This window comes from Streptomyces sp. Tu 2975 (assembly GCF_009832925.1).
In the GTDB taxonomy this organism is placed as follows: Bacteria; Actinomycetota; Actinomycetes; order Streptomycetales; family Streptomycetaceae; genus Streptomyces.
In genome coordinates this window covers 478,101-499,403 of sequence record NZ_CP047140.1, presented here as the reverse complement: position 1 = coordinate 499,403, position 21,303 = coordinate 478,101, and the positions used below count along the sequence as shown (strand labels likewise).

Below are 21,303 nucleotides of genomic sequence, written 5' to 3'. Positions count from 1 at the left end.
GTTCGACGGGACGGGATGGGACCGGGGCCGGCCGTGCGGCTGCACAGCCGCACGGCCGGCCGGTCCGTCAAGAGCTCTCTTCGTCGTCCTTCTGTACGCCCTGCAAGGGTTCACCGCTGCCCGTACCACGGGAGTTGTAACCCTCAGCGGCGCTCGCTGTCCCAGGAACCGTCCGCTCCTGTGGCTGCTGCTCGCGTCCCGAGTGCGCTCCCGGGCCGCGGTCGGCCCGTTCCTCGGGTTCCCTGTCCTGGTGGCGTTCCCGGTCGTTCTGCGGAGACTTCTCGGTTCCGGCCATGGACGCTGCACTCCCTTCCCGTTCCGGACGGAGAGCTGTTCCTGCTTCGGACATGTGTGTTCGGTGTACCCCGTTGCCGAGGACGCATGTCCGGGCCGGGTGGCAGTCACGGGGTGAGGCCGTGGCGAGCGACAGTCGGACGCAGGGCCCTCGATGCCCGACACCCGTCTGATGCCCGGCCGCCGGACCCGCTGGGAGGGTTTCCCGGGTCACCTGACGAACCGGTGCTCCTCAGATGGTCGCCGCGGTCGTCACCGCGACGTCGTCGCTGACAGGAGCCGTGCATCCGCAGCTCCACGAGGTCCCCGGCGGGGTATCAGGACTCGCCGACGCCGTGCCCGCGTCCCTGTTCCGGCAACGCCCGCTGCCTCGGGACTGACGAAGTTACCTTCAGGTATGCCGTGACTTCATGCATGCGCGGCAGTAGAACGTGTTCCCATTCACTCAAGAGTGAGGAACGTCACATGAACGCTGCGCCCTTATCGGGCCCGCATGGTAGAGGCCCGTCGCGTCGTCAGCTCATCACAGGAACCGGTTCTATTCTGGGGGCCGCGATCCTGACGGGTCACGGCTCCGCCACCGCCCACACGACGTCCGCCCTTCCCGCCCAGGCCGCCCCGATCCCCGACGGGGCGCACGTCTCCGCTCTGGTGATCGGCACCGGATACGGCGGCTCGGTCGCCGCCCTGCGCCTCGCACGTGCGGGCGTCGACGTCCACATGATCGAGATGGGGGCGGCCTGGGACACCCCGGGACCGGACGGCAGGATATTCGCCAACACCACGAGGCCCGACCACCGTTCCTTCTGGCTGCGCACCAGGACCAAGCAGCCGCTCAGTAACTTCCTCGGCTTCCCGCTGGACAAGGACGTCCCCCGCTACACCGGCATCCTCGACGCGGAGGAGTTCGGCGGCATCACGGTCTACCAGGGCCGCGGTGTCGGCGGGGGGTCACTGGTGAACGGCGGCATGGCCGTGACACCCCGGCGAGAGAACTTCCCGGCGGTCCTGCCGTCGGTGAACGCCGACGAGATGTACGACATCTACTACCCGCGCGCCAACGCCGCGCTGGGCGTCGGCGTCGTCGACCAGGGCTGGTGGGAGTCCGCGGACTGTTACCGGTACGCCCGGGTCGGGCGGAAGCACGCCGAGCGTTCCGGCTTCCCGTTCGTCCTGGTGCCGGGCGTGTACGACTGGGACTACCTCAAGCAGGAGGCCGCGGGAAACGTTCCCGCGTCCGCCCTGGAGGGCGAGGTCCTCTTCGGCAACAACCACGGCAAGAAATCGCTGCCGAAGACCTACCTCGCCCGTGCCGCGGCGACGGGCAGAGTCTTCGTCTCGCCGCTGCACAAGGTCACCTCGGTCGCCCCGGCCGGCGGCGGCTACACGGTCGTCATGGAACAGCTGAACACCGGCGGCGACGTCACCACGGTCAAGGCCGTCACCGCGGACAAGGTGTTCTTCGCGGCCGGCAGCGTCGGAACCGGCAAACTGCTCACCCGGCTGAAGGCGACCGGCGTACTGCCCGGGCTCAACGGTGAGATCGGAAAAGGCTGGGGCGACAACGGCAATGTCATGTGCGGCCGCGCCAACCACATGTGGGACGCGACCGGCAGACTCCAGTCGTCCATGCCCACCGCGGGCATCGACAACTGGCGGGCCGGCGGCGCCTTCGCGGAAGTCGCGCCCCTGCCCACCGGGATCGAGACCTACGCGTCCTTCTACCTGTCCATCACCAAGAACCCGCACCGCGCCGCGTTCTCCTGGGACGCGGCCGCCGGCAAGGTCGTCCTCGACTGGCAGACCGCATGGAAACAGCCCTCCATCGACGCCGCCAGGACGATCTTCGACAGGATCAACGCCAAGGAGGGGACGATCTACCGGACCGACCTCTTCGGCGCATACAAGATCTGGGGCGACCATCTCACCTACCACCCGCTGGGTGGTGCCGTACTGAACCGGGCGACGGACAACTACGGCCGTCTCCACGGCCATCCGGGGCTGTACGTCATCGACGGTTCACTGATCCCCGGCAACACCAGCGTCAACCCGTTCGTCACCATCACGGCGCTCGCGGAGCGCAACATCGAGAAGATCATCGCCATGGACCTGTGACGGCGGCAGCCGGTGCGACCGGCCCGCCTCGGCCGGCTCAGTGCCCGGGGAGCACGCACATGGTGTCCAGCCCCAGCACATGGTTGAGCCGGCCGAACACCAGCCACGCGCCGATGCTCATGCTCAGCTCCACGATCTCGGTCTGACCGTAGTGCGCGGTCATCCGGCTCCAGAACTCGTCGTCGAGGCCGTGGTGGTCGGTGGCGTACCGCTCCGCGTACTCGGCGGCCAGCCTGGTGCGGTCGTCGAAGGCGTCGGTGGTGCGCCAACCGGTCACCGCGTCGGCGAAGTCGTCCTCCACCGTTCGGCCGTCGCGTTCGGTCCGCCAGTCGAGGCAGAAGGAGCAGCCGTTGATCTGTGCGATCCGCAGCCGTGCGGCCTCGAACTCCCGCAGGCCGAGGGTGGTGTGGGCGTACACGGCCAGGGAGAAGCCGGAGGCGGCAGTGCCGATTCCGGGGACCATCTCTCCCCACACGTATTCGATCGGGTTCCTGCCCTCGGGGATGTCGATGTTCATCGTCGTGTCCTTCCCAGTCTGCCGACCGCGGGGCGCAGGGGGACGTCGAGCGCGTCATACAGGCCCGGCGGCGCGTCCACGAGCCAGTCGACGGCGCTCACCAGCCGGCCCACCGCGGTGGCGTTGCCGCCCGCGGACCGGTTCTCGTCCTCGTCGGTGGCCTCGACCGTGACCTCGATCCGCGGACGGCCCTCGATGATCACCCGGTGAGCACCCGTGCCGTCGGGCGGCGCCGGCCAGCCGGGCGCGCAGGACGGGTGGATGCGGGTGATGTGCTCGACGACGATGCGGGGTTCGCCGCCGACGATTCCCTGCACCTCGAAACGCACCGCGCCCTGGGTGCCCGCCTCGAACCCGCCCATCGTCCTGGTGCTCACGGTGGCGTCCAGCGGACAGCGTTCCAAGGTCTCGCGGATCTCGTCGAGTTCCACACCGAGGGCTCTGGCCATCAGCCGTACCTGCCCGCCCCACACCATGGTCGGGACCGTCGGCGCGAGCATCGGCGGCGCGTAGTCCATCGGCATCCCCATGCCGATCAGATACCGGACCGAGTCGGGCTGGTCGTAGGTGGAGTAGTCGAAGATCTCCTGGCAGCGGATCGCGTCCACGGTGGTGCCGAGCCCGCTGATCAGCAGGGGCAGCACGTCGTTGCCCCAGCCGGGATCGACGCCGGAGACGAACAGTGAGCCGCCGCCCGCCTCGACGGCGGCGAGTACCGGGTCCCGTAACTCCGCGGGGGCGCTCCGCGGGTCGTAGAGGGCGTACATCGACGGGGTGACGACGACGGCCCCGGCCCTGATCGCCCGGACGACGTCGGCGAGCGCCTCGTCGGGGCGGACGTCCCCGGTCGCCGCGTACACCACCGCACGCGGACCGGCGGCCAGCACCGCTTCGATGTCGTCGGTCGCCGCGATCCCCAGCCGGTGGCCGAGACCGCCCAGTTCACCCGCGTCACGGCCCACCTTGTCAGGGTTGTGGACGATGACGGCGGTGAGTGCCAGCGCGGGGTGGGCCGCCACGGCACGGATCGCCGCACGGCCTGTGTTGCCTGTTCCCCAGACCACCGTGGAAATCATGCGCCGGAGGGTAACGCCGGCGCCTGAAGGTTCCTAGAGCCATGACGATGGGCATTCGACCGGGCGTCTTCCGGCCGGTCCTGTCGGACCGTACGGCCCACGGCCCGGGACGAAGCGACCGTCAGCCAAGAGTGAGAAGGACGACCGCAGCCGTTGCGCTCACGAGCCCGGCCGCCTGCCATCGGGTGACCCTCTCGCTCAGCAGCGCAAGCCCGAGGACCGTGGGGACGGCCGGGTAGAGGGAGGCGAGGACGACGGCGACGGCCAGCATCTGCTGCTGCGCCGCCCAGAGATAGAGGATCAGGGCGAGGGCCGCTCCCGCTCCGATGGTGAGTGCCTGCGCATGGACCCGCGCGGGCCGGCGGAAATCGGAAGCGTGTCGCCACGCGCCGGGTACGAGCAGGACGACGGCGGCGAGGCGGCCGGCGGCGACGGGCCACAGCCCGCTGACGGCGTCGGCCTGGGCGAGGCCGATGTACTGCACGGCCACCCCCGCACTGGCGATCAGACCGTCCGCCGCCCCGTGCCCGGTCAGCGTCGGCTCTCCGCCGTCCCGTGCGCCCCTGCCGCCACCGGCGACCAGCCACAGTGCCGGTACGGTGACGCAGATCCCCGCCCAAGCGGCGGCGGTCGGCCGGTCTCCCAGGAACCACACGCCGCACAGGACGGACAGAGCCACACCCGTCACGGCACTCACCGGCACTACGACGCTCATCGACCCACGGCTCAGGCCCCGGTTGAGGAACAGCATGGCCGTCCCGCTTCCGGCACCCGACAGCGCGCCCCACAGCATGTCGGCGGCACGGACGGAGTCCGCGGGCATGACGAGCGCGGCGACCAGCGCGAGGAGCAGACCGCCGACCTGACCCAGAAACGTGACCACGGCGAAATGGACCCTGCGGGACAGCAGGCCGCCGGCGAAGTCGACGACGCCGTAACAGAATGCCGAGGCCAGCGCGAGAAGTGCACCCATCCTGCTCACAGTGCCCCGCCGGGACGCCGGGATGTTGTTCCCGCGCCTCGGATGTACCACCGGCAGGTCGACGCCTCGCCCGCGGCAGGGCCTCTCCGGCGTGCCGGACCCGCGAGCCCGGCCCGAGCCGAAGGAAGAGACCCTAGTCTCGGGGACATGCTGATCGAACACCGCGGCAGGAGCCCTGTGGTCCCCCCGTCCGCCTGTGTCGCTCCGTCGGCCGTCCTGTGCGGAGCCGTCGTCCTCGGGGAGCGGGCGCGTGTGCTGCACGGCGCGGTCCTCACCGCGGAGGACGGCGAAGTGCGCACGGGAGCGGACGTGGTGGTGATGGAGCATGCACTGGTCCGCGGCCGGGCGGGGCATCCGGCGGTACTGGGGGACGCGGTGCTCATCGGTCCGCACACGCACGTCAACGGTGCGACCGTCGAGGACGAGGTGTTCGTGGCGACGGGTGCGTCGATCTTCCCCGGCGCGGTGGCCGGAACCCGCTCCGAGTTGCGGATCAACAGCGTGCTGCACGTCAACTCCCGGCTGGCACCGGGAACGGTCCTCCCGATCGGGTGGATCGCCGCCGGAGATCCGGCCGAGCTGTTCTCCCCGGACCGGCACGACGAGCTGTGGGACAAGCAGCGGGATCTCGACTTCCCGGGCACCGTCTACGGGCTCCCACGAGGGACCGGGATGCGCACCCTGATGGCCCGACAGACGGACTACTACGGAGCCCACATGGACGACCGGCCGCTGAACGGCTGACAAGGCGGTGCCTGTGCCCGGGTCGTTCAGGCACCCGGGGCACATGGCCGGGATCGGGCCTGAGCCTGGTGGTGATGACACCAGGCTCAGCACACACTCCCTGCCCCGTGGCACACCCACCAGGATGACCGGCATGAACCGACCCACCACTCTGATCACCGGCGCGACCCAGGGCCTGGGCCGCGGGATCGCGCTCGACCTCGCACGCCGCGGCGGAACCCTGCTGCTCCACGGCCGTGACCGGGGACGCCTCGACGCGGTGGCGGCCGAGGTGCGGGCGACCGCACCCGAGGCCACCGTGCGCACCTACCTCGCCGACCTGGCGGACCTCCGCCAGGTACAGGCGATGGCCGCGCGGATCCTGGCCGCCGAACCGCGGCTCGACGCACTGGTGAACAACGCCGTCGCCGGCGGCGGCACCGAGCCGTTGCGGCGCGAACTGAGCGCGCAAGGCCACGAGTTGCGATTCGCCGTCAATCATCTGGCGCCGTATGCCCTCGTCCGTGGCCTGCTGCCCCTGCTGACGTCCTCCGCGCCCGCCCGCGTGGTCAACGTCGCCTCGATCGGCCAGGAACGCATCGACTTCGACGACGTCATGCTGGAGCAGGGCTACGAGGGGCTGCGCGCCTACTGCCGCAGCAAGCTCGCACTGATCATGGCCACCTTCGAACTGGCCGGGGAACTCGCCGGCACGGGCGTCACCGTCAACGCCCTGCACCCGGCACACCTGATGGACACCCAAGGGGTGCGGGACTACGGCCTCACACCCGTCATGGGCGTCGAGGAAGGCGTCAGGCCCACCGTACGGCTGCTCACGGACCCGGAGGTGGCCGGCGTGACGGGCCGCTACTTCGACCGCTTCACCGACTCCCGTGCCCACGAGCAGGCTTACGACGCCGGGGCCCGCAAGCGCCTCATGGAACTGACGCACCGCCTCGTCGGAGAGCCGCACAACGGGCAGTGAGCGGCCGCCGGGGCCGGGGGAGCCCGGCCCCCGGGCCGATGGGTCGTGTTCACGCAACGACTTCCCGGCGGTTCGCAGACGAACAGCCAAGGAGGACCTTGTGGGCGTAAGTCCCGTATCCCGGCGGCAGTTTCTTCAACGGCCGGCGGGGTTACGTGCGGATGCGGGTCGAACCCGAGCGCTGGACGAGCGACTTCCGCGTCCTGCCGTACGTGACCCGGCCGGGTGCTCCCGTCTCCACCCGCGCCAGTGTCGTCGTCGAGGACGGCGTACCGGGCGTCCAGGTCTGACGTGCGGCACCGCGTACCCGGACTGGCCGGGTACGCGGTGCGGTCGGGTATGTGGGTGCGGGGCGGACAGGCGCGTGGCACGGACAGGTCCTAGCCGGTGGCGCGTCCGGTCAGGAGATCGCGGACCCGGTCCACCATGCCCATGCCGGGGGCGAGCAGCTTGTTGGCCGTTGCGGTGTCCGGGGTGGAGGGGTGCGGACGGGTCGGGGCGCTCTGCTTGGCCCTGCGGACCTTGTCGCCCAGCTCCATCAGCAGGTCCGCGCTGCACGACTCGGCGAGCAGCGGGAACAGCCGCTTCTCCTCGTCGGCGACATGCGAGGTCACGGCGGACTTCAACTGGGTGATCAGGGTGTCGAACCGGGGATCGTCGGCCTGGCAGCCCTCGAGCTCCTTGAGCATGCGTTCGATCTGGGCGTGGTCGGAGATCTCCTCGTCCGCCAGGTCGTCGCCGTCGTCGACGAAGCGGCGGACCGCGGGATACAGGTACTCCTCCTCGGCGACGGAGTGCCGGACGAGTTCCTTGGTCAGTTCGTCCGCCAGCTCCCGGCGCCGCGCGTCTCCGGCGGCCTGGGCCTCGATCTCGGCGAACATCTGGTCGACCTCTCGGTGGTCGGCCGTCAGCTCCTGGATGACGTTCCCGCCGTGTGCCATGTCCTGGCGTCCTCTCTCGCTTGCTGCGAAGGATCCCCCACGGGCGTGGCTGCCGCGCCTCATCGGCGACACTAACGCGCGTACCCCCCTCCGGCGCGCCCACAAGGCGTCGGACACCCTGCGGTTCCGCCACCGGCAGGAAGTTTCCCGGTCATCCGTTACAGAGTTGTCGGACCGTCACAAGGCCCCGGCGGCAGGCCGGTCCCCACCGCCCCGCAGTTCGCGGAGGTACGGAGGTTCGGCCCCGGCCTTCGTGCAGGTGAGCGCCGCGGCCCTGGCCGCGAAGCCCAGCACCTCCCGCCAGCCGTCCGGCGACAGCGACCCGAGCGCTCCGGGCGAGAGCACCTCCCGCTCGGACAGGGCGTGCAGGAGTGCCGCGTTCACGGTGTCGCCCGCGCCGATGGTGTCCACGACGCGGACCCGCTCGCCGGGGACGGAGAACCGGTCGCCGCCCCGGGTGAGGACCGTCAGCCCGTCCCCGCCATGGGTGAGCACCACCGCCGCGGGTCCCGCCGTGAGCCACGCCCCGACATCGGCCCCCAGCCAGTCGGCGTCCTCCTCGCTCAGCTTGAGCAGCGAGACGTGCGGGAGCCAGCTTCTGAACCGTGCCCGGTAGGCGTCCGCGTCCGGAATGAGACCGGGCCGGATGTTCGGGTCGAGCGCCACGAGGACACCCCGCGCCGCCTCCCGGCGCATCAGCGCCTCGTACGCGCTCGCGCCCGGTTCGAGGACCAGCGAGCAGGTGCCGAGCGACAGGGCGCGCGTGGCGGCGGGCAGCTCGGTGGGCACCGTGAACAGCCGGTCCGCGGTGCCCTCGACGTAGAAGGTGTAGGCCGCGGAGCCGCTGGGGCCGATCGCCGCGACGGCCAGCGTCGTGGGCTCGGGGCCGCGCTGCACGAGTTCCGTGTCCACTCCCTCCTCACGCAGCCGCCCGACGAGCGACTCGCCGAAGGCGTCGGTCGAGATCCGGGAGCAGAAGGAGACGTCGGCGCCGAGCCGGCCGAGCGCGACGGCGGTGTTGTAGGGGCCGCCGCCGCGTGCGGGCAGCAGCGGAGCCGGCGGCTCGCCGCCGGTCTGCGGCACGAGGTCGATCAGCGCCTCACCGGCAACGACGATCACAGGGCCTCCCCTTCGTTCCGGCCCGTGACCGGGGACCGTCCGGCGGCGGCACGGACGATCGCGGCCGCCGCGGGGGCCGCGTCGAGTACCGGGGCCGTGGACCGCGCGGCGCGGCCGAGCATGAAGGCGCCTTCGAGCAGCCCGATCACCGACCGTGCCGTCGCGCGGGCCTCGGCGATACCGAAGGAGCCGTAGAAGGCGGCGAGGGCGTCGGTCCAGGAGTCGAACACCTCCGCGGTCGCCACCCGCAGGGCCTCGTTGGTGCCGGCGATCTCCAGGGCGATGGTGGCGATGGGGCAGGGATCCGCGTAGTCGAGGTCGAGCAGGGTCTGCGCCGCCCCGGCGAACGCCTGGGCGGTCGTCTCGGCCGGGTCGGCGGCCCGGTCGTGGAACAGCTCGCCGATCAGCGCCAGGTAGGCGGCGCCCGAGGTGCGGACCACGTCCTCGCCGAGCTCCGTCTTGCCGCCGGGATAGAAGTGGTAGGCGGACCCGTAGGTCGCGCCGGCCGTCGTGAGGATCTGCTTCATACCCGTGGCCGCATAGCCCTGGCGCCGGAAGAGTTCCGTGGCAGCGGCCAGGATGCGTGCTCGTGTGTCGCCTGTCGTTCTCATCTCGGCTATTCTCTCACTAGATCGATCGATCCAGTAGGGGGATGCTGATGAGCGAGATCGAGCTGAGTGCCGGGGTCGTGGAGTACACGGACACCGGCGGAGACGGCGAGACCGTGGTGCTGGTGCACGGACTCGGCTTCGACGAGTCCGTGTGGCAGGCCGTGGTGGACGGCCTCCGTGCCGACTTCCGGGTCGTGGTCCCCGTCCTGCCGATGGGGAGCCACCGCCGACCGATGCGCCCGGACGCGGATCTGTCGGCGCAGGGAGTGGCGAACCTGCTCGCCGAGTTCCTCGAACGGCTCGACCTGCGGGACGTCACCTTGGTCCAGAACGACGCCGGTACGGCCCAACTGCTCGTCGGGGTGCGCGACGAGCGAGTCCACCGGCTGGTCCTCACCTCCTGCGAGGCGCTGGAGAACTATCCGCCCGGCGTGCAGGGCAGGATGCTGCAGTTCCTGAGCCGCGTACCCGGCGGCATCTTCCTGCTGCTGCAGTCATTCCGGGTGCCGCTCCTCGTCCGGCTGCCCAACTCGCTCGGCGGCATGGCCCGGCACCCGATCCCGTACGAGCTCGTCCGCCGCTGGTACGGCCCTCTGCTCACGGACAGGAGGATCCGGCGGGACTTCGCCGCCTTCCTCCGCAGCACGCGGAAGGACACCTATCTGCGGGCGGCGGAGCGTCTGCGCGGCTTCCGAGGGCCGGCGCTCGTCGCGTGGGGCGCGGAGGACCGCATGATGCCGCCCTCGACCGGCCGCCGGCTCGCCGCCCTGCTGCCGCGGGGCGAGTACGTCGAGATTCCGGACGCCCGCACCCTCGTCCAGCTCGACAACCCCGGCGCCCTCTGTGCCGAACTGCGCCGCTTCGTCAAGGAGTCACCCGGCCCACGCCGGCAGGACCCGGCCGGCTGAGACTGCAGGTGTGTCCGGTGTGCCGACCGGGCGGCGGGTCAAGCGGGGCTGCCGGGGTCCGCTTTGCGGGCATCCGGTGCGGTGGGACCGTGATCCTCGGTGCGGGGCGCGCCCACGCGATCAGTGATCATGCGGCCGACCACGGCGCCCAGGTGGATGATCACCCCTACCGCCACCAGCCAGGAAATGATGATCATGACGACGCCGATGGGGCCGTAGCGCTGTTCGTTCGCCACGATCGATGCCGAGAAGAAGAGCATGGAGAACAGGCCCAGGCCTGACCAGCACACGCTGGTGGCCAGCGCCGTGGGCAGAAGGGTGCGCCACCGTACTGCGCCGGAGAGGAGGACCCAGACCGTGCCCCACCAGAAGGCGAGCGCCCAGACCCATCCTGCCAAGCTCCTCAAAGGCAGTCCTCCGGTCACACGGCCCAGTGCGGCTTGGGCGACGCTGAAGACCAGCAGGTACACGAGCCAGACCACTTGGATCCCCACGTCGCGCCATCCCCGGCGGGGGACGTCGAAGAGCAGCCGGTACCAGCTCTGCAGAGTTCCTGCCACGGCCATGGCCCCCAGTGCCATGAGGAAGCCGCTCGTCACCGTCACGGTGTCCGAGCCGGGCCCGGGAACGATGAGCGACGCCACCGCCTTCGCCGCCTCCTGGTTCAGTCCCAGCCACCGGATGACGACCGTCGCGGTGTCGCGGCCCGTCGCCTCCGTGAGGACGATGAGCATCGGGAAGAAGCACAGGAGCGCGAGTGCGGACAGCTGAAGCGCATGGTCGAAGAACTCGGCCTCGGTGAGCCGGCTCCACAGGTCGTCCCACAGCCTGCCCGGCCTGCTCTTCCTGAGGCGCCGGATCGTCCGCGGCGCCCCATGCCCGGCAGGTGGCGGAGCTTTGCGTCCGCGGCGCGCCTCGCCTCCCATGAAGGCATTGAAACCCGCGGCTCCCTGCCTGTCGCGCCGCCGTGCCGGGACCGCGTCGTCCCGCCGGGGTGCCGACACTGTGCTGCCTGCGGCTGATCCTCTGCTGGGCCGCCGCCGTTCCGCCCCGCGCACCTGACGATCGTCACAACTTCGTAGCGGCGATGGATACCGCCTCACCCGAACCGGGTGAGGCGGCCGGCCGCCCGCTGACGGCAGGCTCGGAGTGCGCCACCGGATCCGGCGTCCTGCCCGCCGCCGGGCGCAGGGGTCACCCCCGGCGGGTGATCCGGTCGTACCGCCGTGGTGCTGAGGTGGATGCCTGGAGACGTGCGCCACCTCGGCCGGGCTCGCAGTCGGCCTGCCGGCTGTCGTGCCCGTGGGCGTCGTGGCGCGGATCCTGGCGCGCGGCCCGGGCGGCGGCCTACGGCAGCAGGGCGTACACCGCGGCCGTAGGAGGCCCACGTGGCATGGACGTCCGTCCAGGAGGTGTGCAGCCATGGCAGTACCGAGCACGTTCGCGACCGCTCACTCGGAGGCTCCGTCAGTGGCCGAAAGGGCGGGCCACGGGCGTCGCGCGCGCAGGCGTGCCTCGCGCTCGTGCCACGGCTGGTTCGAGGCGGAGGCGGGACGGCCCGACCCCGTGGCGGTGGTCGAGCGGCAATCGGCTGCGCGTCTGCCCGAGTTGGTGCCCATCCGCTACGGCCGGATGCTGGAGTCCCCGTTCCGCTTCTACCGCGGTGCGGCAGCGATCATGGCAGCCGACCTCGGTCCCCTGCCGAACACCGGGCTGACGGTTCAGCTCTGCGGCGACGCCCACCTGCTCAACTTCCGGCTGCTGGCCTCTCCCGAGCGTCATCTGGTCTTCGACATCAACGACTTCGACGAGACCCTGCCCGGGCCGTTCGAGTGGGACGTCAAGCGGTTGGCGGCCAGCGTCGCGATCGCCGCCCGGGCCAACGGCTTCGCGGTCAAGGAGCAGAACAACGCGGTGACGGCGTGTGTGAAGGCGTACCGGCAGCGGATCCGGGAGTTCGCCGGCATGCGCACCCTGGACATCTGGTACGCCCAGGACGACGTCGACCGCACGCGCCTGTTCGCCTCCTCGATGAACAAGGAAGCCAGGCGCCGCACCGCCACGGCGACGGCGCGAGCCCGTAAGCACACCTATCTCCAGGCCTTCGCGGAACTCACCCGCGTCACGGCGGAGGGCCGGCTGATCGCACCGGACCCACCGCTGATCACTCCCCTCCGGGACCTGGTCACGGACCCCTCCGAGAGCGAGCAGCGACAGCTCAGGACCCTACTGGACACCTACGAGCGAACCCTCTCGTCCGAGCGTCGGCACCTGCTGCGCAAGTACCGCCTGGTCGACATGGCCCGCAAGGTGGTGGGTGTCGGCAGCGTCGGGACGCGCTGCTGGATCCTGCTCCTGCTCGGCAGGGACGACGACGATCCCCTGCTGCTCCAGGCCAAGGAGGCGCAGCGGTCCGTCCTCGCCGACCACACGGGTGGCGAGACCTACGACAACGAGGGCCGCCGGGTGGTGGCGGGACAACGGTTGATCCAGACGACCAGCGACATCTTCCTGGGCTGGACACACGTCGTGGGCCTGGACGGGCACGGGCGGGACTTCTACGTGCGCCAGCTTCGGGACTGGAAGGGCATCGCCAGGCCGGACACCATGGATCCCGGCCTGCTCCGCCTGTTCGCCCAGCTGTGCGGTGCCTCCCTGGCACGTGCCCATGCCCGCTCCGGTGATCCCGTCGCGATCGCCGCGTACCTGGGCGGGAGCGACCGCTTCGACCGCGCCCTCGCCGGCTTCGCCCAGGCGTACGCCGACAGGAACGAACGGGACCACGAGGCACTGGGCGCCGCGGCCCGCTCGGGCAGGATCAGCGTCGAGAGCCGCTGATCTCCTGTGACGCCCGCGGGACCACCGGAGGAAGGCCGTGCGGTGGCCGCCGGCGCGGCAGACTCGGCACGAGGACGCGGTAGCGGGGGCGTCCGGATCGCCGGGTCCTGCCTGCGACGAACGGAAGCGGCGGCCGTCCCGGAACCCGGGACAGCCGCCGCCTTGCACTCCCCGTGTCCTACGTCAGGGGCTCGATCCAGATGTTGCGGTAACGGACCTTGCTCCCGTGGTCCTGGAGGCGGATCGGGCCCGTGGTCGGCCCCTCCGGTGCTCCGCCGCCGGTCGTGCCGGCCACGGCCACGTCGTCATGGACCGTCGTGCCGTTCCACACCACGGTGACGCGGGCGTCCTTCGTCTTCCTGCCCGCCTCGTCGAAACGCGCGGCGCGGAAGGTGATGTCGTACGTCTGCCAGGTACCCGCCGGTTTCGCCGCGTTGACGTCCGCAGGCTTCCGCTGGTAGATCGCGGCTGCCCCGTCGATGTCGGGCGTCGTGTCGCCGTAGGAGTCGAGCACCTGGATCTCGTAGCGGTCCTGGAGATAGACACCACTGTTGGCCCGGTCCTGTCCCGTCACGTCCGGCGGGAGCTCGGGCAGCCAGAACTCGGCGTGCAGTGTGAAGTCGCCGAACGCCTGCTTGGTGCGGATGTCGCCGCAGCAGACCTCCATCGCGCCGTCCGTCAGGGGCCACTGCGCGGTGCGCCCGTCGGTCTGCTGCCAGGCCGACCGGTCCGCCCCGTCGAACAGGACGATGCGGCTGCCGTGGGGATGGACGGTGATCATGTCGAGGTTGACGTGCCCGGTGTCGCCGCTGTCGTACCGGTAGGTGATCGTGTTGGCGCCGGCGCGCAGCGGCAGTTGCTCGGTCCGGGTGGACCATGTGTTCCACTCGCCGGTGCTGAGCAGCTTCGACTGTCCGATCCTGGTGCCGTTGACGTACACGCTCACGGACTTGGTGCCGGTGAAGGGATGCGGCCCGTTGGCGTAACGCAGACCGACGTCGTAGGTGCCGGCTTCGTCGACGTCCACGTCGAAGGTCGTCGAGGCGCCCTCGGTGCCGTATCCGTCGACGAAGCCGCTGCCGGAGTGACCGGCGTGCTCCGTGTCGGTGCCGGCGCCGCCCGCGAGCCGCGCCTCCTCGGCCTCGTAGAGCGTGACCTTCGGTTGTCTTCCGGGCATGGCATTCAGTGTGTACCAGGCCTCCGTGCTCCACAGCGCCTCGCCGCTCGCGGAGCTGAACGGGCGGGGCGAGCGCACATGGACCACCCGGTCGGGCTTGAGGCCGGGGATGACCAGAGTGACCTTCCTGCGGTCGGCGGACAGCGCCGCGGACTGCACGGTCAGCTTCTCCTCGTCCACCTTCGGGCCGCCGTACGAGGGCGTGGGGACGTAACGCCACTGTTCGACCTGGTAGCGGGCGGCCAGCGTGTCGGCCGTGGCCTGCGACAGCGGCTGGGTGTACTCCAGCTCGAAGCCGCCGGCCTTGGCACGCATCGACAGAATGTCGAAGGCGTCTTCGCCGTTCGGCGTCAGCTTCTGCAGTCCGTGGGTGAGCTTGCCCTCCTGGCCCCAGTTGCCGCCCGCGCCCAGACCGCCCGCGTAGATGGCGCCGTCAGGGCCCTGGCTGATCCGGTTGACGCCCGCCTCGAGTCCCTGGGTGTGCCGGAACACGGCGCCCTGGTCCTGGCCCTTGACCTTCTCCAGGAAGGCACGCTGGAGGCCGCCGTAGGTGACGTCGCCGAACAGCAGCTGACCCGCGTAGGGGCCCTTGGTGAGGTGGAGCGGTGTGCTCGGCGAGTTCGCGATCTCGTTCTGCGGCAGCCACAGCACGGGCTTGCTGACCGGGTTGGCGTCGAACGGGCCGTCCGGGTTGGTGAAGTGGTTGAAGAAGCGGTCCTGCTTGATCCGAACCAGTTTGGAGGCCGGCAGCCAGCCGCCCTGGTTGTCCGTCACGAAGATGTCGCCGCCGGGGCCCCAGCCGATGCCGTTCGGGGTGCGCAGACCGCCCGCGACGTACGAGACCTCGCCCGTCTTGGCATTCACCTTGATGGTGGTGCCGCGATTGCGCGCGGGCTGCGGATCGGTGGTCGCGCCGCCGTAGTTGATGGCCACCGACAGGTTGAGGTAGAAGAATCCGTTGCGGTGGAGCAGGCCGAAGGCGAACTCGTGGAAATTCCCGCCGAAGGGCCAGGCCGCCACGGTGTGCCGTTCGTCGATGACATCGTCACCGTCGACATCGCTGAGCTCGGTCAGTTCGTGCTTCTGCGACACGTAGATCTTGCCGTCGACGACCTTGATGCCCATCGGTTCCTTGAGGCCGCTCGCGACCTTCTTGACCGTCACCTTCTCCGGCCCGGTGTCATGGGTGACGTTGCCGAGGAGGTACACCTCGCCCGCGGTGTTGTCGGTGCCGCCCCACGTGGTGACGGCGAGGCGGCCGTCGGGCAGCCAGTCCATGCCGGTGATCTGCGGCTCGAAGCCGGCCGGCCGGAGGTCGGTCAGGTCGTAACCGGGGTGGACCCCGGTCAGCGGCAGACCGTCGCCGGGGGAGTCGGTGCCGCTCTCGCACTCCTTGCGGCCCGGCGCGGTCACGCGTACGACACCGGCGTCGGTGCTCAGGACCGAGTTCGGCACGACGGAGAAGCCGGAAGCGCCGGGGGGCCGCCAGGCGAGGCTTACCTGCTGGCCGCCGGTCCGGTCGAAGTGGTCGATCCGTAAGGCGTGGTGACCCGCGGTCAACTCGACCGAGCCGTCCTTGGGTTCGGCGCCGTGCAAGCCGTCGTGGTCGATGACCGGCCTGTCGTCGATCAGCAGCCGTGAGCCGTCGTCGCTGGTCAGCCGGAAGGTGTAGGAGCCGTCCTGGGGAACGTCGATGTTGCCGATCACCTGGGAGACGAAGTGGTCGCCGGCGCCGAAGTCGTCGTTGGAGCTCCAGTCGATGGTCGGCATCAACCTGTCGACGTTCGGCGTCTGTCCCGGCTTGATGGAGCAGATCTTGCTCATGGGGAGCTGTATGTCGAAGACGCGCAGCGTGACGCCGGGTTCCTGCGGTGGCAGGTCCTCTGCGGCGCCGGCCGCTGCGGAGGCCGGCGGCGATATGAGGCAGCCGGCCAGGAACGAGGCGGCGACCAGGCCGGTCACCCGTCTGCGAAGTCGTTGGGGCAGCCGTGGATTCATGCATCCTCCCGGGCTCCCTGGCGGCGGGAGCACGTAACGGTGGTGAACGTGGACCACAACGCGGGGCGCGATCGGCCGGTGCCGATCCGAAGGTTCGAACGAACGCAGTGCAGATGAGCGCAGTGCAGATGAACGCAGTTACGGATGGAGGCGGTGCAGGGAGCCGAGAGCTCACAGGAGTGCGCCGCAAACCCTAGGAGCCTTTTGCTGACGCTGTCCATACTTCGTCATCACTGAGAACAAACTCCGCCGCCGCAAAGGTGAAGTGACGGTGTGTCGGCTCGACGCGGGGTTGTGGATGAGTGACGTTGACGAGTTGTCACTTCTTGCGCCCGGGCCGATTCGATGCTTGTTCTTGTTCGTAACGGCGTGCTTACGAACATCCATTGACACCCGGGTGCCGTCCCGCCAGAGTCTTCCCCGCCAGTGATGCCGATCGCGGACCGAGGAGCGTTCCATATGCCCGAAATTCCCGCAGTCTCACGCCGCTTGCTCCTGGGAGGAGCCCTCGCCACCGGCGCACTCGCGGCCGGTGTCGGCTCCGCACAGGCCGCCGCCGTCACCGAGGCCGCCACCGCCGTCGACCCCGCACCGCGGCGCAGGCCGGGCCAGAAGTCGATGATCGACGTCGCCTTCGAGCCCTACCGGACCGTCCGTGTGGGAGTGATCGGACTCGGCAACCGGGGCCACGGGATGAGCGAGGGCTGGTCCGTCGTCCCCGGCTGCACGGTCACTGCCGTATGCGACATCCGTGCCGAGCGCGCCAAACGCACCGCCGACCGGCTGGCCGCCACGGGCAAGCCGCGCCCTGCCGAGTACGGCGGCTCGGACGAGTCGTTCGCCCGGATGCTGGAGCGCGACGACATCGACCTCGTCTACATCGCCACGCCCTGGGAATTCCACTACCAGCAGGGCAGGGCCGCGCTGCTTGCCGGCAAGCACGTCATCGTCGAACTGCCCATCGCCACGGGACTGGACGAGCTCTGGGACCTCGTCGACACCTCCGAGCGGACCCGCAGGCATCTGATCCTCTCCGAGAACTGCAGCTACGGCCGCAACGAGCTGGCCATGCTGAAGATGGCGCACGAGGGGCTCTTCGGCGACGTCACCAACGGGCACGGCGGCTATCTGCACGACCTGCGGGCCCTGCTGTTCTCCGACACCTACTACACCGACGCCTGGCGCCGCCTCTGGCACACCCGCAGCACCGCCTCCTTCTACGCGATGCACGGCCTGGCGCCGATCGCCGCGGCCATGGACATCAATCGCGGGGACCGTATGACGGTGCTGCGCGCCACGGCGACCGAACCCAAGGGACTGGCCGACTACCGGGAGCGCTTCGTGCCGCGCTCGCACCCGTCGTGGCGGGAGACCTACATCAACGGCGACCTGGTCACCTGTCTGATCGACACGGCGAAGGGCCGGGTCATCAGGGCCGAGCACGACGTCAGCTCACCCCGGCCGTACAGCCGCATCAACTCCCTCGCCGGCAGCCGGGGCATCTTCGAGGACTACGCCGGCACCTCGACGACCGGCGGCCGCATCTACGTCGAGCCCGACCACGGCGGGCACTCCTGGCGCGACTTCGACACCTACCGCAAGGAGTTCGACCACTGGCTCTGGAAGAAGATCGGCGACGACGCCGCGAACAACGGCGGCCACGGCGGCATGGACTACGTCCTGCAGTGGCGCACCGTCCAGCTGATGCGGGCGGGACTGGTACCCGACATCGACGTCTACGACTCCGCCGCCTGGTGCGCGCCGGTACCGCTCAGCGTCAAGTCCCTGGCCGCCGGCGGCCGTCCGGTCGAGGTCCCCGACTTCACCCGGGGCTCCTGGGTGAATCTCCGCACAGGTCTGGACTCCCGTACTTCCGAGATGCCCCCCGTCGCCTGAGTCCACCGCTCAGGCGGACCGACAGAAGGAGCAGACAGTGAGATCAGCCGGACGGATATCTTCTCTCAGAGCCATGGCGGTGGCGGCGGCGCTGCTCGTTCCCGCGCCCGCCGCGACCGCCGCCGAACCGGAGCCCGCGCCGGCTCCCGCGCGGACCGAGGTGACGATAGCGCCCGTCGACCTCGCGGGCCCGGCCATCTCGACGGTGAAGGTGACCGTCAAGAACGCCGGACCCGACCGGATGAGGTCCTTGAGGGTGTCGTTCGCCGGGCCGGTGGGCTGGGCGGTCCAGCCGTCGGTCCGCAGCGTGGACGGCACCTTCGCCGCCGGCGCCACGGCCGCCGCCGAGTTCCGCATCCAGGTGCCGGAGCCGCGCAGTGGATTCACCGTGCGGACCTTCACCGCCACAGCGACCTACAAGGGCGGCGACGGAGCCGGAACGGTGACGGCGACCCGCTCCCAGCGCAGCGGCACACCGCTGGCGGACCTCGCGGATGCCTACAACAACGTCGGCGTCACCGACGAGAGCAACCCGACGCCCGGCAACTACGACGGAGGCGGCAACAGTTTCTCCGCCCAGAAGCTCGCCGACGTCGGCCTGACCCCCGGCGCTGCGGTACGGGCGCTGGGCGCCGAACTGACCTGGCCGGAGGCGGCCGCGGGGACCAAAGGCAACGTCTCGAGCGCCGGCCAGGCCGTCACCCTGAGCGGCCGGGGCAGCAAGCTGGTCTTCCTCGGCTCCGGCGTCGGCAGCGGCGCGACCGGGAAGGCCACCGTCTACTACAAGGACGGCAGCACCGGCACCGGCTCGTTCGGCTTCCCCAACTGGTCGTTCGACCCGGCGAACGCCCACGGTGCGACGCTGGTCGCGTCCTCCGACGGCCGTAACCGGCAGAACGGATACGGGAACGCGGGGATCGCCTACCGCATCTTCGCCCACTCGATCCCGCTCGACGCGGCCAAGGAGGTCGACTTCGTGGTGCTGCCCGGCAACGGGAACATCCACGTCTTCGACATGGCCGTCGCTCCCTGAGAACCCCGGCCGTGACCCCCGGGCCCGCCGCGGAACACGCGGGCCCGGGGACCGCGTGGTCAGACGGCGTGGACCTTGATGCCCGCCTCGCTGAGCCGGGCCGCCATCTCGGAGGGGAGGGCGGAGTCGGTGACCAGCACATCGACGCGGTCCAGGCCGCAGATCCTGGCAAAGGCCCGCCGGCCCATCTTGGACGAGTCGGTCACCACGACGACCCGGCGCGCCCGCTCCGCGAACAGCCGGCTGATGCTCGCCTCGTCCTCCTGATGCGTCATCAGCCCCAACTGCGGATCCACTCCGTCGACCCCGAGGACGGCCACGTCCAGCACGACTTCGTTCAGTACGCCCACGGTCAGCGGGCCGACGAGTTCGTAGGTCTGCGGCCGGGCGACACCCCCGGTGACCACGATCTTGATCTGGGGGCGTACGGCCAGCTCACCCGCGATGTTGAGCGCGTTGGTGACGACGGTCAGCGAGGGCGCGGTCACGTCGGAGAGCTCCCGCCGCCCGCCGGCAGCCCGGAGAGCCAAGGCCCGCGCCACTTCGGTCGTCGTCGTGCCCCCGTTGAGGCCCACGACATCACCCTCGCCGATCAGCTCCGCGACGGCCGCGGCGATGCGCTGCTTCTCGGAGGCGTGCCGGGAGGACTTGTAGCGCAACGGAAGTTCGTAGGAGACACCGTGGGCGACGGCGCCGCCCCGGGTGCGCACGAGCATCTGCTGCTCCGCGAGTTCGTCGAGGTCCCTTCTGATGGTGGCTGGCGACACCTCGAGCGTCGTCGCGGCCTCCTCGACCTCCAGCTTGCCCTCGGCGGCCAGCAACTCCAGCAACCTGCTCCACCGCTCGTGCTTGGACATGTGTCGGACTCCTCCGGGGCCTGGATCCTGCGCTCCCACACGCTAAGGGACGCGGAGCGGCCACTTGCTCGAGGGAGCATGCTGCTGGATACTGCGCAAGAGTGTGCTTGTAATTGCTCGAAATCGCCGGAGACTGTGCAGGATCATGCAGGAGCCGCCGGATCAGTGCGAGGGAGGCCGTGCCAGGCCGTCCCCTGTCCCGGTACGACGTCCCGCCACCCCTCACGAAGGAGCTCGTCACCTTGTCACCCCACGGTTCCTCCCGTACCTCGGCCGAGATCGCCTCTCAGCCCGACGTCTGGCGCCGGGCGGCCCGGTCGCTCCCGCTACACGCAGCCGCCCTTCCCCGCAGGGGCGAGCGCGTCGCGGTCGTCGGCTGCGGAACCTCCTGGTTCATGGCCCAGTCCTACGCCGTGCTCCGCGAAAGCGGCGGCCACGGCGAGACGGACGCCTTCGCGGCCTCCGAGTTCCCGCACGGCCGCCGCTACGACCGCCTCCTCGCCATCACCAGGTCGGGCACCACGACCGAGGTCCTGGACCTGCTGCGGCGTGTGAAGGGCACCGTGCCCACCGGCGCGGTCACCGCCGACCCGGCGACGCCCGTCATGCAGGCGGCCGACGCCGTCGCGGTCCTGGACTTCGCCGACGAGGAGTCCGTCGTGCAGACCAGGTTCGCCACCGCCAACCTCGCGCTGCTACGCGCCCATCTGGAGGCAGAGGACGCCCTGCCCGAGGGTGTACGCCCCCTCGACCGGGCGATCGAGGACGCCGAGCGAGCGATCGTCGAACCCCTTGACCCCGAGGTGTGCGCCGCCGAGCAGTTCACCTTCCTCGGCACCGGCTGGACCTACGGCCTGGCGCTCGAGGCCGGGCTGAAGATGCGCGAGGCGGCGGGTGCCTGGACCGAGGCGTACCCGGCGATGGAGTACCGGCACGGGCCGATCAGCATCACCGGCCCGGGGCGCGTGGCATGGGCCTTCGGCCGGCTCCCGCACGGCCTCGCGGACGACGTCGCGCGGGTCGGCGGCACGCTGGTCGCCGGCTCCACGGACAGCGCCCAGGATCTGGACCCGCTCGCCGACCTCGTGCGCGCCCAGCGCCTCGCGGTCGCGCTCGCCGAAGCGCGCGGCCACAACCCCGACCGGCCCCGCAACCTCACCCGGTCCGTCGTCCTCGAGAACAGCCATGCCTGAGGCGTACGACCGCCGCTCCCGTACGACCATAACCGTGGAG

20 protein-coding genes are annotated in these 21,303 nt (G+C 70.5%); 10 read left to right on the top strand and 10 right to left on the bottom strand.

The features are described 5' to 3' along the window. Positions 1-67: 67 nt before the first annotated feature. Positions 68-295, bottom strand: coding sequence for a hypothetical protein (locus GLX30_RS02075; RefSeq protein ID WP_159682823.1), 228 nt, complete (start codon positions 293-295; stop codon positions 68-70). 235 nt (positions 296-530) lie between these two features. Here GLX30_RS02075 and GLX30_RS02070 point away from each other — a divergent pair, with 235 nt between their 5' ends. Together GLX30_RS02070 and GLX30_RS02065 are read left to right on the top strand one after the other, a co-directional pair. Then, positions 531-674 (top strand): hypothetical protein, encoded by a 144-nt coding sequence (locus GLX30_RS02070; RefSeq protein WP_159682821.1) that lies wholly within the window; start codon positions 531-533, stop codon positions 672-674. Positions 675-759: 85 nt separating this feature from the next. Next, positions 760-2,409 carry a GMC oxidoreductase gene (locus tag GLX30_RS02065; protein WP_159682818.1) on the top strand — a complete coding sequence of 550 codons (1,650 nt, stop codon included), beginning with the start codon at positions 760-762 and terminating at the stop codon, positions 2,407-2,409. 37 nt (positions 2,410-2,446) lie between these two features. Here GLX30_RS02065 and GLX30_RS02060 read toward each other — a convergent pair whose 3' ends face one another. From GLX30_RS02060 to GLX30_RS02050, 3 genes are all read right to left on the bottom strand, one after another. Beyond that, the gene (locus GLX30_RS02060) at positions 2,447-2,926 is read right to left on the bottom strand and encodes a carboxymuconolactone decarboxylase family protein (RefSeq protein WP_159682815.1); all 480 of its coding nucleotides are present in this window, start codon (positions 2,924-2,926) and stop codon (positions 2,447-2,449) included. Further along, the gene (locus GLX30_RS02055) at positions 2,923-4,002 is read right to left on the bottom strand and encodes a dihydrodipicolinate reductase (protein ID WP_159682813.1); all 1,080 of its coding nucleotides are present in this window, start codon (positions 4,000-4,002) and stop codon (positions 2,923-2,925) included. Before GLX30_RS02055 ends, GLX30_RS02060 begins: the two co-directional genes overlap by 4 nt. A 121-nt stretch (positions 4,003-4,123) precedes the next feature. Continuing rightward, the gene (locus tag GLX30_RS02050; protein ID WP_159682810.1) at positions 4,124-4,975 is read right to left on the bottom strand and encodes an EamA family transporter; all 852 of its coding nucleotides are present in this window, start codon (positions 4,973-4,975) and stop codon (positions 4,124-4,126) included. Between the two features lie 156 nt (positions 4,976-5,131). Here GLX30_RS02050 and GLX30_RS02045 point away from each other — a divergent pair, with 156 nt between their 5' ends. The 3 genes from GLX30_RS02045 to GLX30_RS35800 all read left to right on the top strand — a co-directional run bounded on the left by GLX30_RS02045 (position 5,132) and on the right by GLX30_RS35800 (position 6,982). Then, positions 5,132-5,728 (top strand): gamma carbonic anhydrase family protein, encoded by a 597-nt coding sequence (locus GLX30_RS02045; protein WP_159682807.1) that lies wholly within the window; start codon positions 5,132-5,134, stop codon positions 5,726-5,728. A 133-nt stretch (positions 5,729-5,861) separates the two neighbouring features. Beyond that, the gene (locus GLX30_RS02040; RefSeq protein WP_159682805.1) at positions 5,862-6,692 is read left to right on the top strand and encodes an SDR family NAD(P)-dependent oxidoreductase; all 831 of its coding nucleotides are present in this window, start codon (positions 5,862-5,864) and stop codon (positions 6,690-6,692) included. Positions 6,693-6,853: 161 nt separating this feature from the next. Further along, positions 6,854-6,982: a hypothetical protein gene (locus GLX30_RS35800; RefSeq protein ID WP_279632541.1), complete on the top strand. Its 129-nt coding sequence runs from the start codon at positions 6,854-6,856 to the stop codon at positions 6,980-6,982. A gap of 90 nt (positions 6,983-7,072) precedes the next feature. On the opposite strand, the gene GLX30_RS02035 is transcribed toward GLX30_RS35800, so the two are convergent. The 3 genes from GLX30_RS02035 to GLX30_RS02025 form a co-directional block, all read right to left on the bottom strand. Continuing rightward, positions 7,073-7,633: a hemerythrin domain-containing protein gene (locus GLX30_RS02035; RefSeq protein ID WP_159682802.1), complete on the bottom strand. Its 561-nt coding sequence runs from the start codon at positions 7,631-7,633 to the stop codon at positions 7,073-7,075. Between the two features lie 177 nt (positions 7,634-7,810). Next, entirely contained in the window at positions 7,811-8,752 is a 942-nt protein-coding gene (locus GLX30_RS02030; RefSeq protein ID WP_159682800.1) for a carbohydrate kinase, read from the bottom strand. Then, positions 8,749-9,363: a TetR/AcrR family transcriptional regulator gene (locus GLX30_RS02025; RefSeq protein WP_159682797.1), complete on the bottom strand. Its 615-nt coding sequence runs from the start codon at positions 9,361-9,363 to the stop codon at positions 8,749-8,751. The genes GLX30_RS02030 and GLX30_RS02025 overlap by 4 nt, the downstream gene beginning before the upstream one ends. Positions 9,364-9,410: 47 nt before the next feature. Here GLX30_RS02025 and GLX30_RS02020 point away from each other — a divergent pair, with 47 nt between their 5' ends. After that, complete coding sequence (locus GLX30_RS02020; protein WP_159682794.1) at positions 9,411-10,271, top strand: alpha/beta hydrolase; 861 nt, start codon at positions 9,411-9,413, stop codon at positions 10,269-10,271. 38 nt (positions 10,272-10,309) lie between these two features. Here GLX30_RS02020 and GLX30_RS02015 read toward each other — a convergent pair whose 3' ends face one another. Further along, positions 10,310-11,197, bottom strand: a complete 888-nt coding sequence (locus GLX30_RS02015; RefSeq protein WP_159682792.1) for a YhjD/YihY/BrkB family envelope integrity protein — start codon at positions 11,195-11,197, stop codon at positions 10,310-10,312. A gap of 496 nt (positions 11,198-11,693) precedes the next feature. Here GLX30_RS02015 and GLX30_RS02010 point away from each other — a divergent pair, with 496 nt between their 5' ends. Beyond that, entirely contained in the window at positions 11,694-13,109 is a 1,416-nt protein-coding gene (locus GLX30_RS02010) for a DUF2252 domain-containing protein (RefSeq protein WP_159682789.1), read from the top strand. A gap of 178 nt (positions 13,110-13,287) precedes the next feature. Here GLX30_RS02010 and GLX30_RS02005 read toward each other — a convergent pair whose 3' ends face one another. Continuing rightward, the gene (locus GLX30_RS02005) at positions 13,288-16,284 is read right to left on the bottom strand and encodes a family 16 glycoside hydrolase (RefSeq protein ID WP_159682786.1); all 2,997 of its coding nucleotides are present in this window, start codon (positions 16,282-16,284) and stop codon (positions 13,288-13,290) included. Between the two features lie 459 nt (positions 16,285-16,743). On the opposite strand from GLX30_RS02005, the gene GLX30_RS02000 reads away from it, so the two are divergent. Together GLX30_RS02000 and GLX30_RS01995 are read left to right on the top strand one after the other, a co-directional pair. Further along, on the top strand, positions 16,744-18,180 hold the full coding sequence (locus GLX30_RS02000; RefSeq protein WP_159682784.1) for a Gfo/Idh/MocA family oxidoreductase: 1,437 nt from the start codon (positions 16,744-16,746) through the stop codon (positions 18,178-18,180). A gap of 37 nt (positions 18,181-18,217) precedes the next feature. After that, a complete protein-coding gene (locus GLX30_RS01995) occupies positions 18,218-19,213 on the top strand; it encodes an NEW3 domain-containing protein (protein ID WP_244257955.1) in 996 nt (331 codons plus the stop codon). A gap of 59 nt (positions 19,214-19,272) precedes the next feature. Here GLX30_RS01995 and GLX30_RS01990 read toward each other — a convergent pair whose 3' ends face one another. Next, the gene (locus GLX30_RS01990) at positions 19,273-20,070 is read right to left on the bottom strand and encodes a DeoR/GlpR family DNA-binding transcription regulator (RefSeq protein WP_159682781.1); all 798 of its coding nucleotides are present in this window, start codon (positions 20,068-20,070) and stop codon (positions 19,273-19,275) included. 242 nt (positions 20,071-20,312) lie between these two features. Between GLX30_RS01990 and GLX30_RS01985 the strand changes: the two genes are divergently transcribed. After that, entirely contained in the window at positions 20,313-21,263 is a 951-nt protein-coding gene (locus tag GLX30_RS01985) for a sugar isomerase (protein ID WP_159682779.1), read from the top strand. The last annotated feature ends 40 nt before the right edge of the window (positions 21,264-21,303 follow it).

Coding starts and splice junctions, on each gene's coding strand:
- GLX30_RS02075 (WP_159682823.1), bottom strand. CDS start 295: ATGGCCGGAACCGAGAAGTCTCCGCAGAACGACCGGGAACGCCACCAG.
- GLX30_RS02070 (WP_159682821.1), top strand. CDS start 531: ATGGTCGCCGCGGTCGTCACCGCGACGTCGTCGCTGACAGGAGCCGTG.
- GLX30_RS02065 (WP_159682818.1), top strand. CDS start 760: ATGAACGCTGCGCCCTTATCGGGCCCGCATGGTAGAGGCCCGTCGCGT.
- GLX30_RS02060 (WP_159682815.1), bottom strand. CDS start 2,926: ATGAACATCGACATCCCCGAGGGCAGGAACCCGATCGAATACGTGTGG.
- GLX30_RS02055 (WP_159682813.1), bottom strand. CDS start 4,002: ATGATTTCCACGGTGGTCTGGGGAACAGGCAACACAGGCCGTGCGGCG.
- GLX30_RS02050 (WP_159682810.1), bottom strand. CDS start 4,975: ATGGGTGCACTTCTCGCGCTGGCCTCGGCATTCTGTTACGGCGTCGTC.
- GLX30_RS02045 (WP_159682807.1), top strand. CDS start 5,132: ATGCTGATCGAACACCGCGGCAGGAGCCCTGTGGTCCCCCCGTCCGCC.
- GLX30_RS02040 (WP_159682805.1), top strand. CDS start 5,862: ATGAACCGACCCACCACTCTGATCACCGGCGCGACCCAGGGCCTGGGC.
- GLX30_RS35800 (WP_279632541.1), top strand. CDS start 6,854: ATGCGGGTCGAACCCGAGCGCTGGACGAGCGACTTCCGCGTCCTGCCG.
- GLX30_RS02035 (WP_159682802.1), bottom strand. CDS start 7,633: ATGGCACACGGCGGGAACGTCATCCAGGAGCTGACGGCCGACCACCGA.
- GLX30_RS02025 (WP_159682797.1), bottom strand. CDS start 9,363: ATGAGAACGACAGGCGACACACGAGCACGCATCCTGGCCGCTGCCACG.
- GLX30_RS02020 (WP_159682794.1), top strand. CDS start 9,411: ATGAGCGAGATCGAGCTGAGTGCCGGGGTCGTGGAGTACACGGACACC.
- GLX30_RS02015 (WP_159682792.1), bottom strand. CDS start 11,197: ATGGGAGGCGAGGCGCGCCGCGGACGCAAAGCTCCGCCACCTGCCGGG.
- GLX30_RS02010 (WP_159682789.1), top strand. CDS start 11,694: ATGGCAGTACCGAGCACGTTCGCGACCGCTCACTCGGAGGCTCCGTCA.
- GLX30_RS02005 (WP_159682786.1), bottom strand. CDS start 16,284: ATGAATCCACGGCTGCCCCAACGACTTCGCAGACGGGTGACCGGCCTG.
- GLX30_RS02000 (WP_159682784.1), top strand. CDS start 16,744: ATGCCCGAAATTCCCGCAGTCTCACGCCGCTTGCTCCTGGGAGGAGCC.
- GLX30_RS01990 (WP_159682781.1), bottom strand. CDS start 20,070: ATGTCCAAGCACGAGCGGTGGAGCAGGTTGCTGGAGTTGCTGGCCGCC.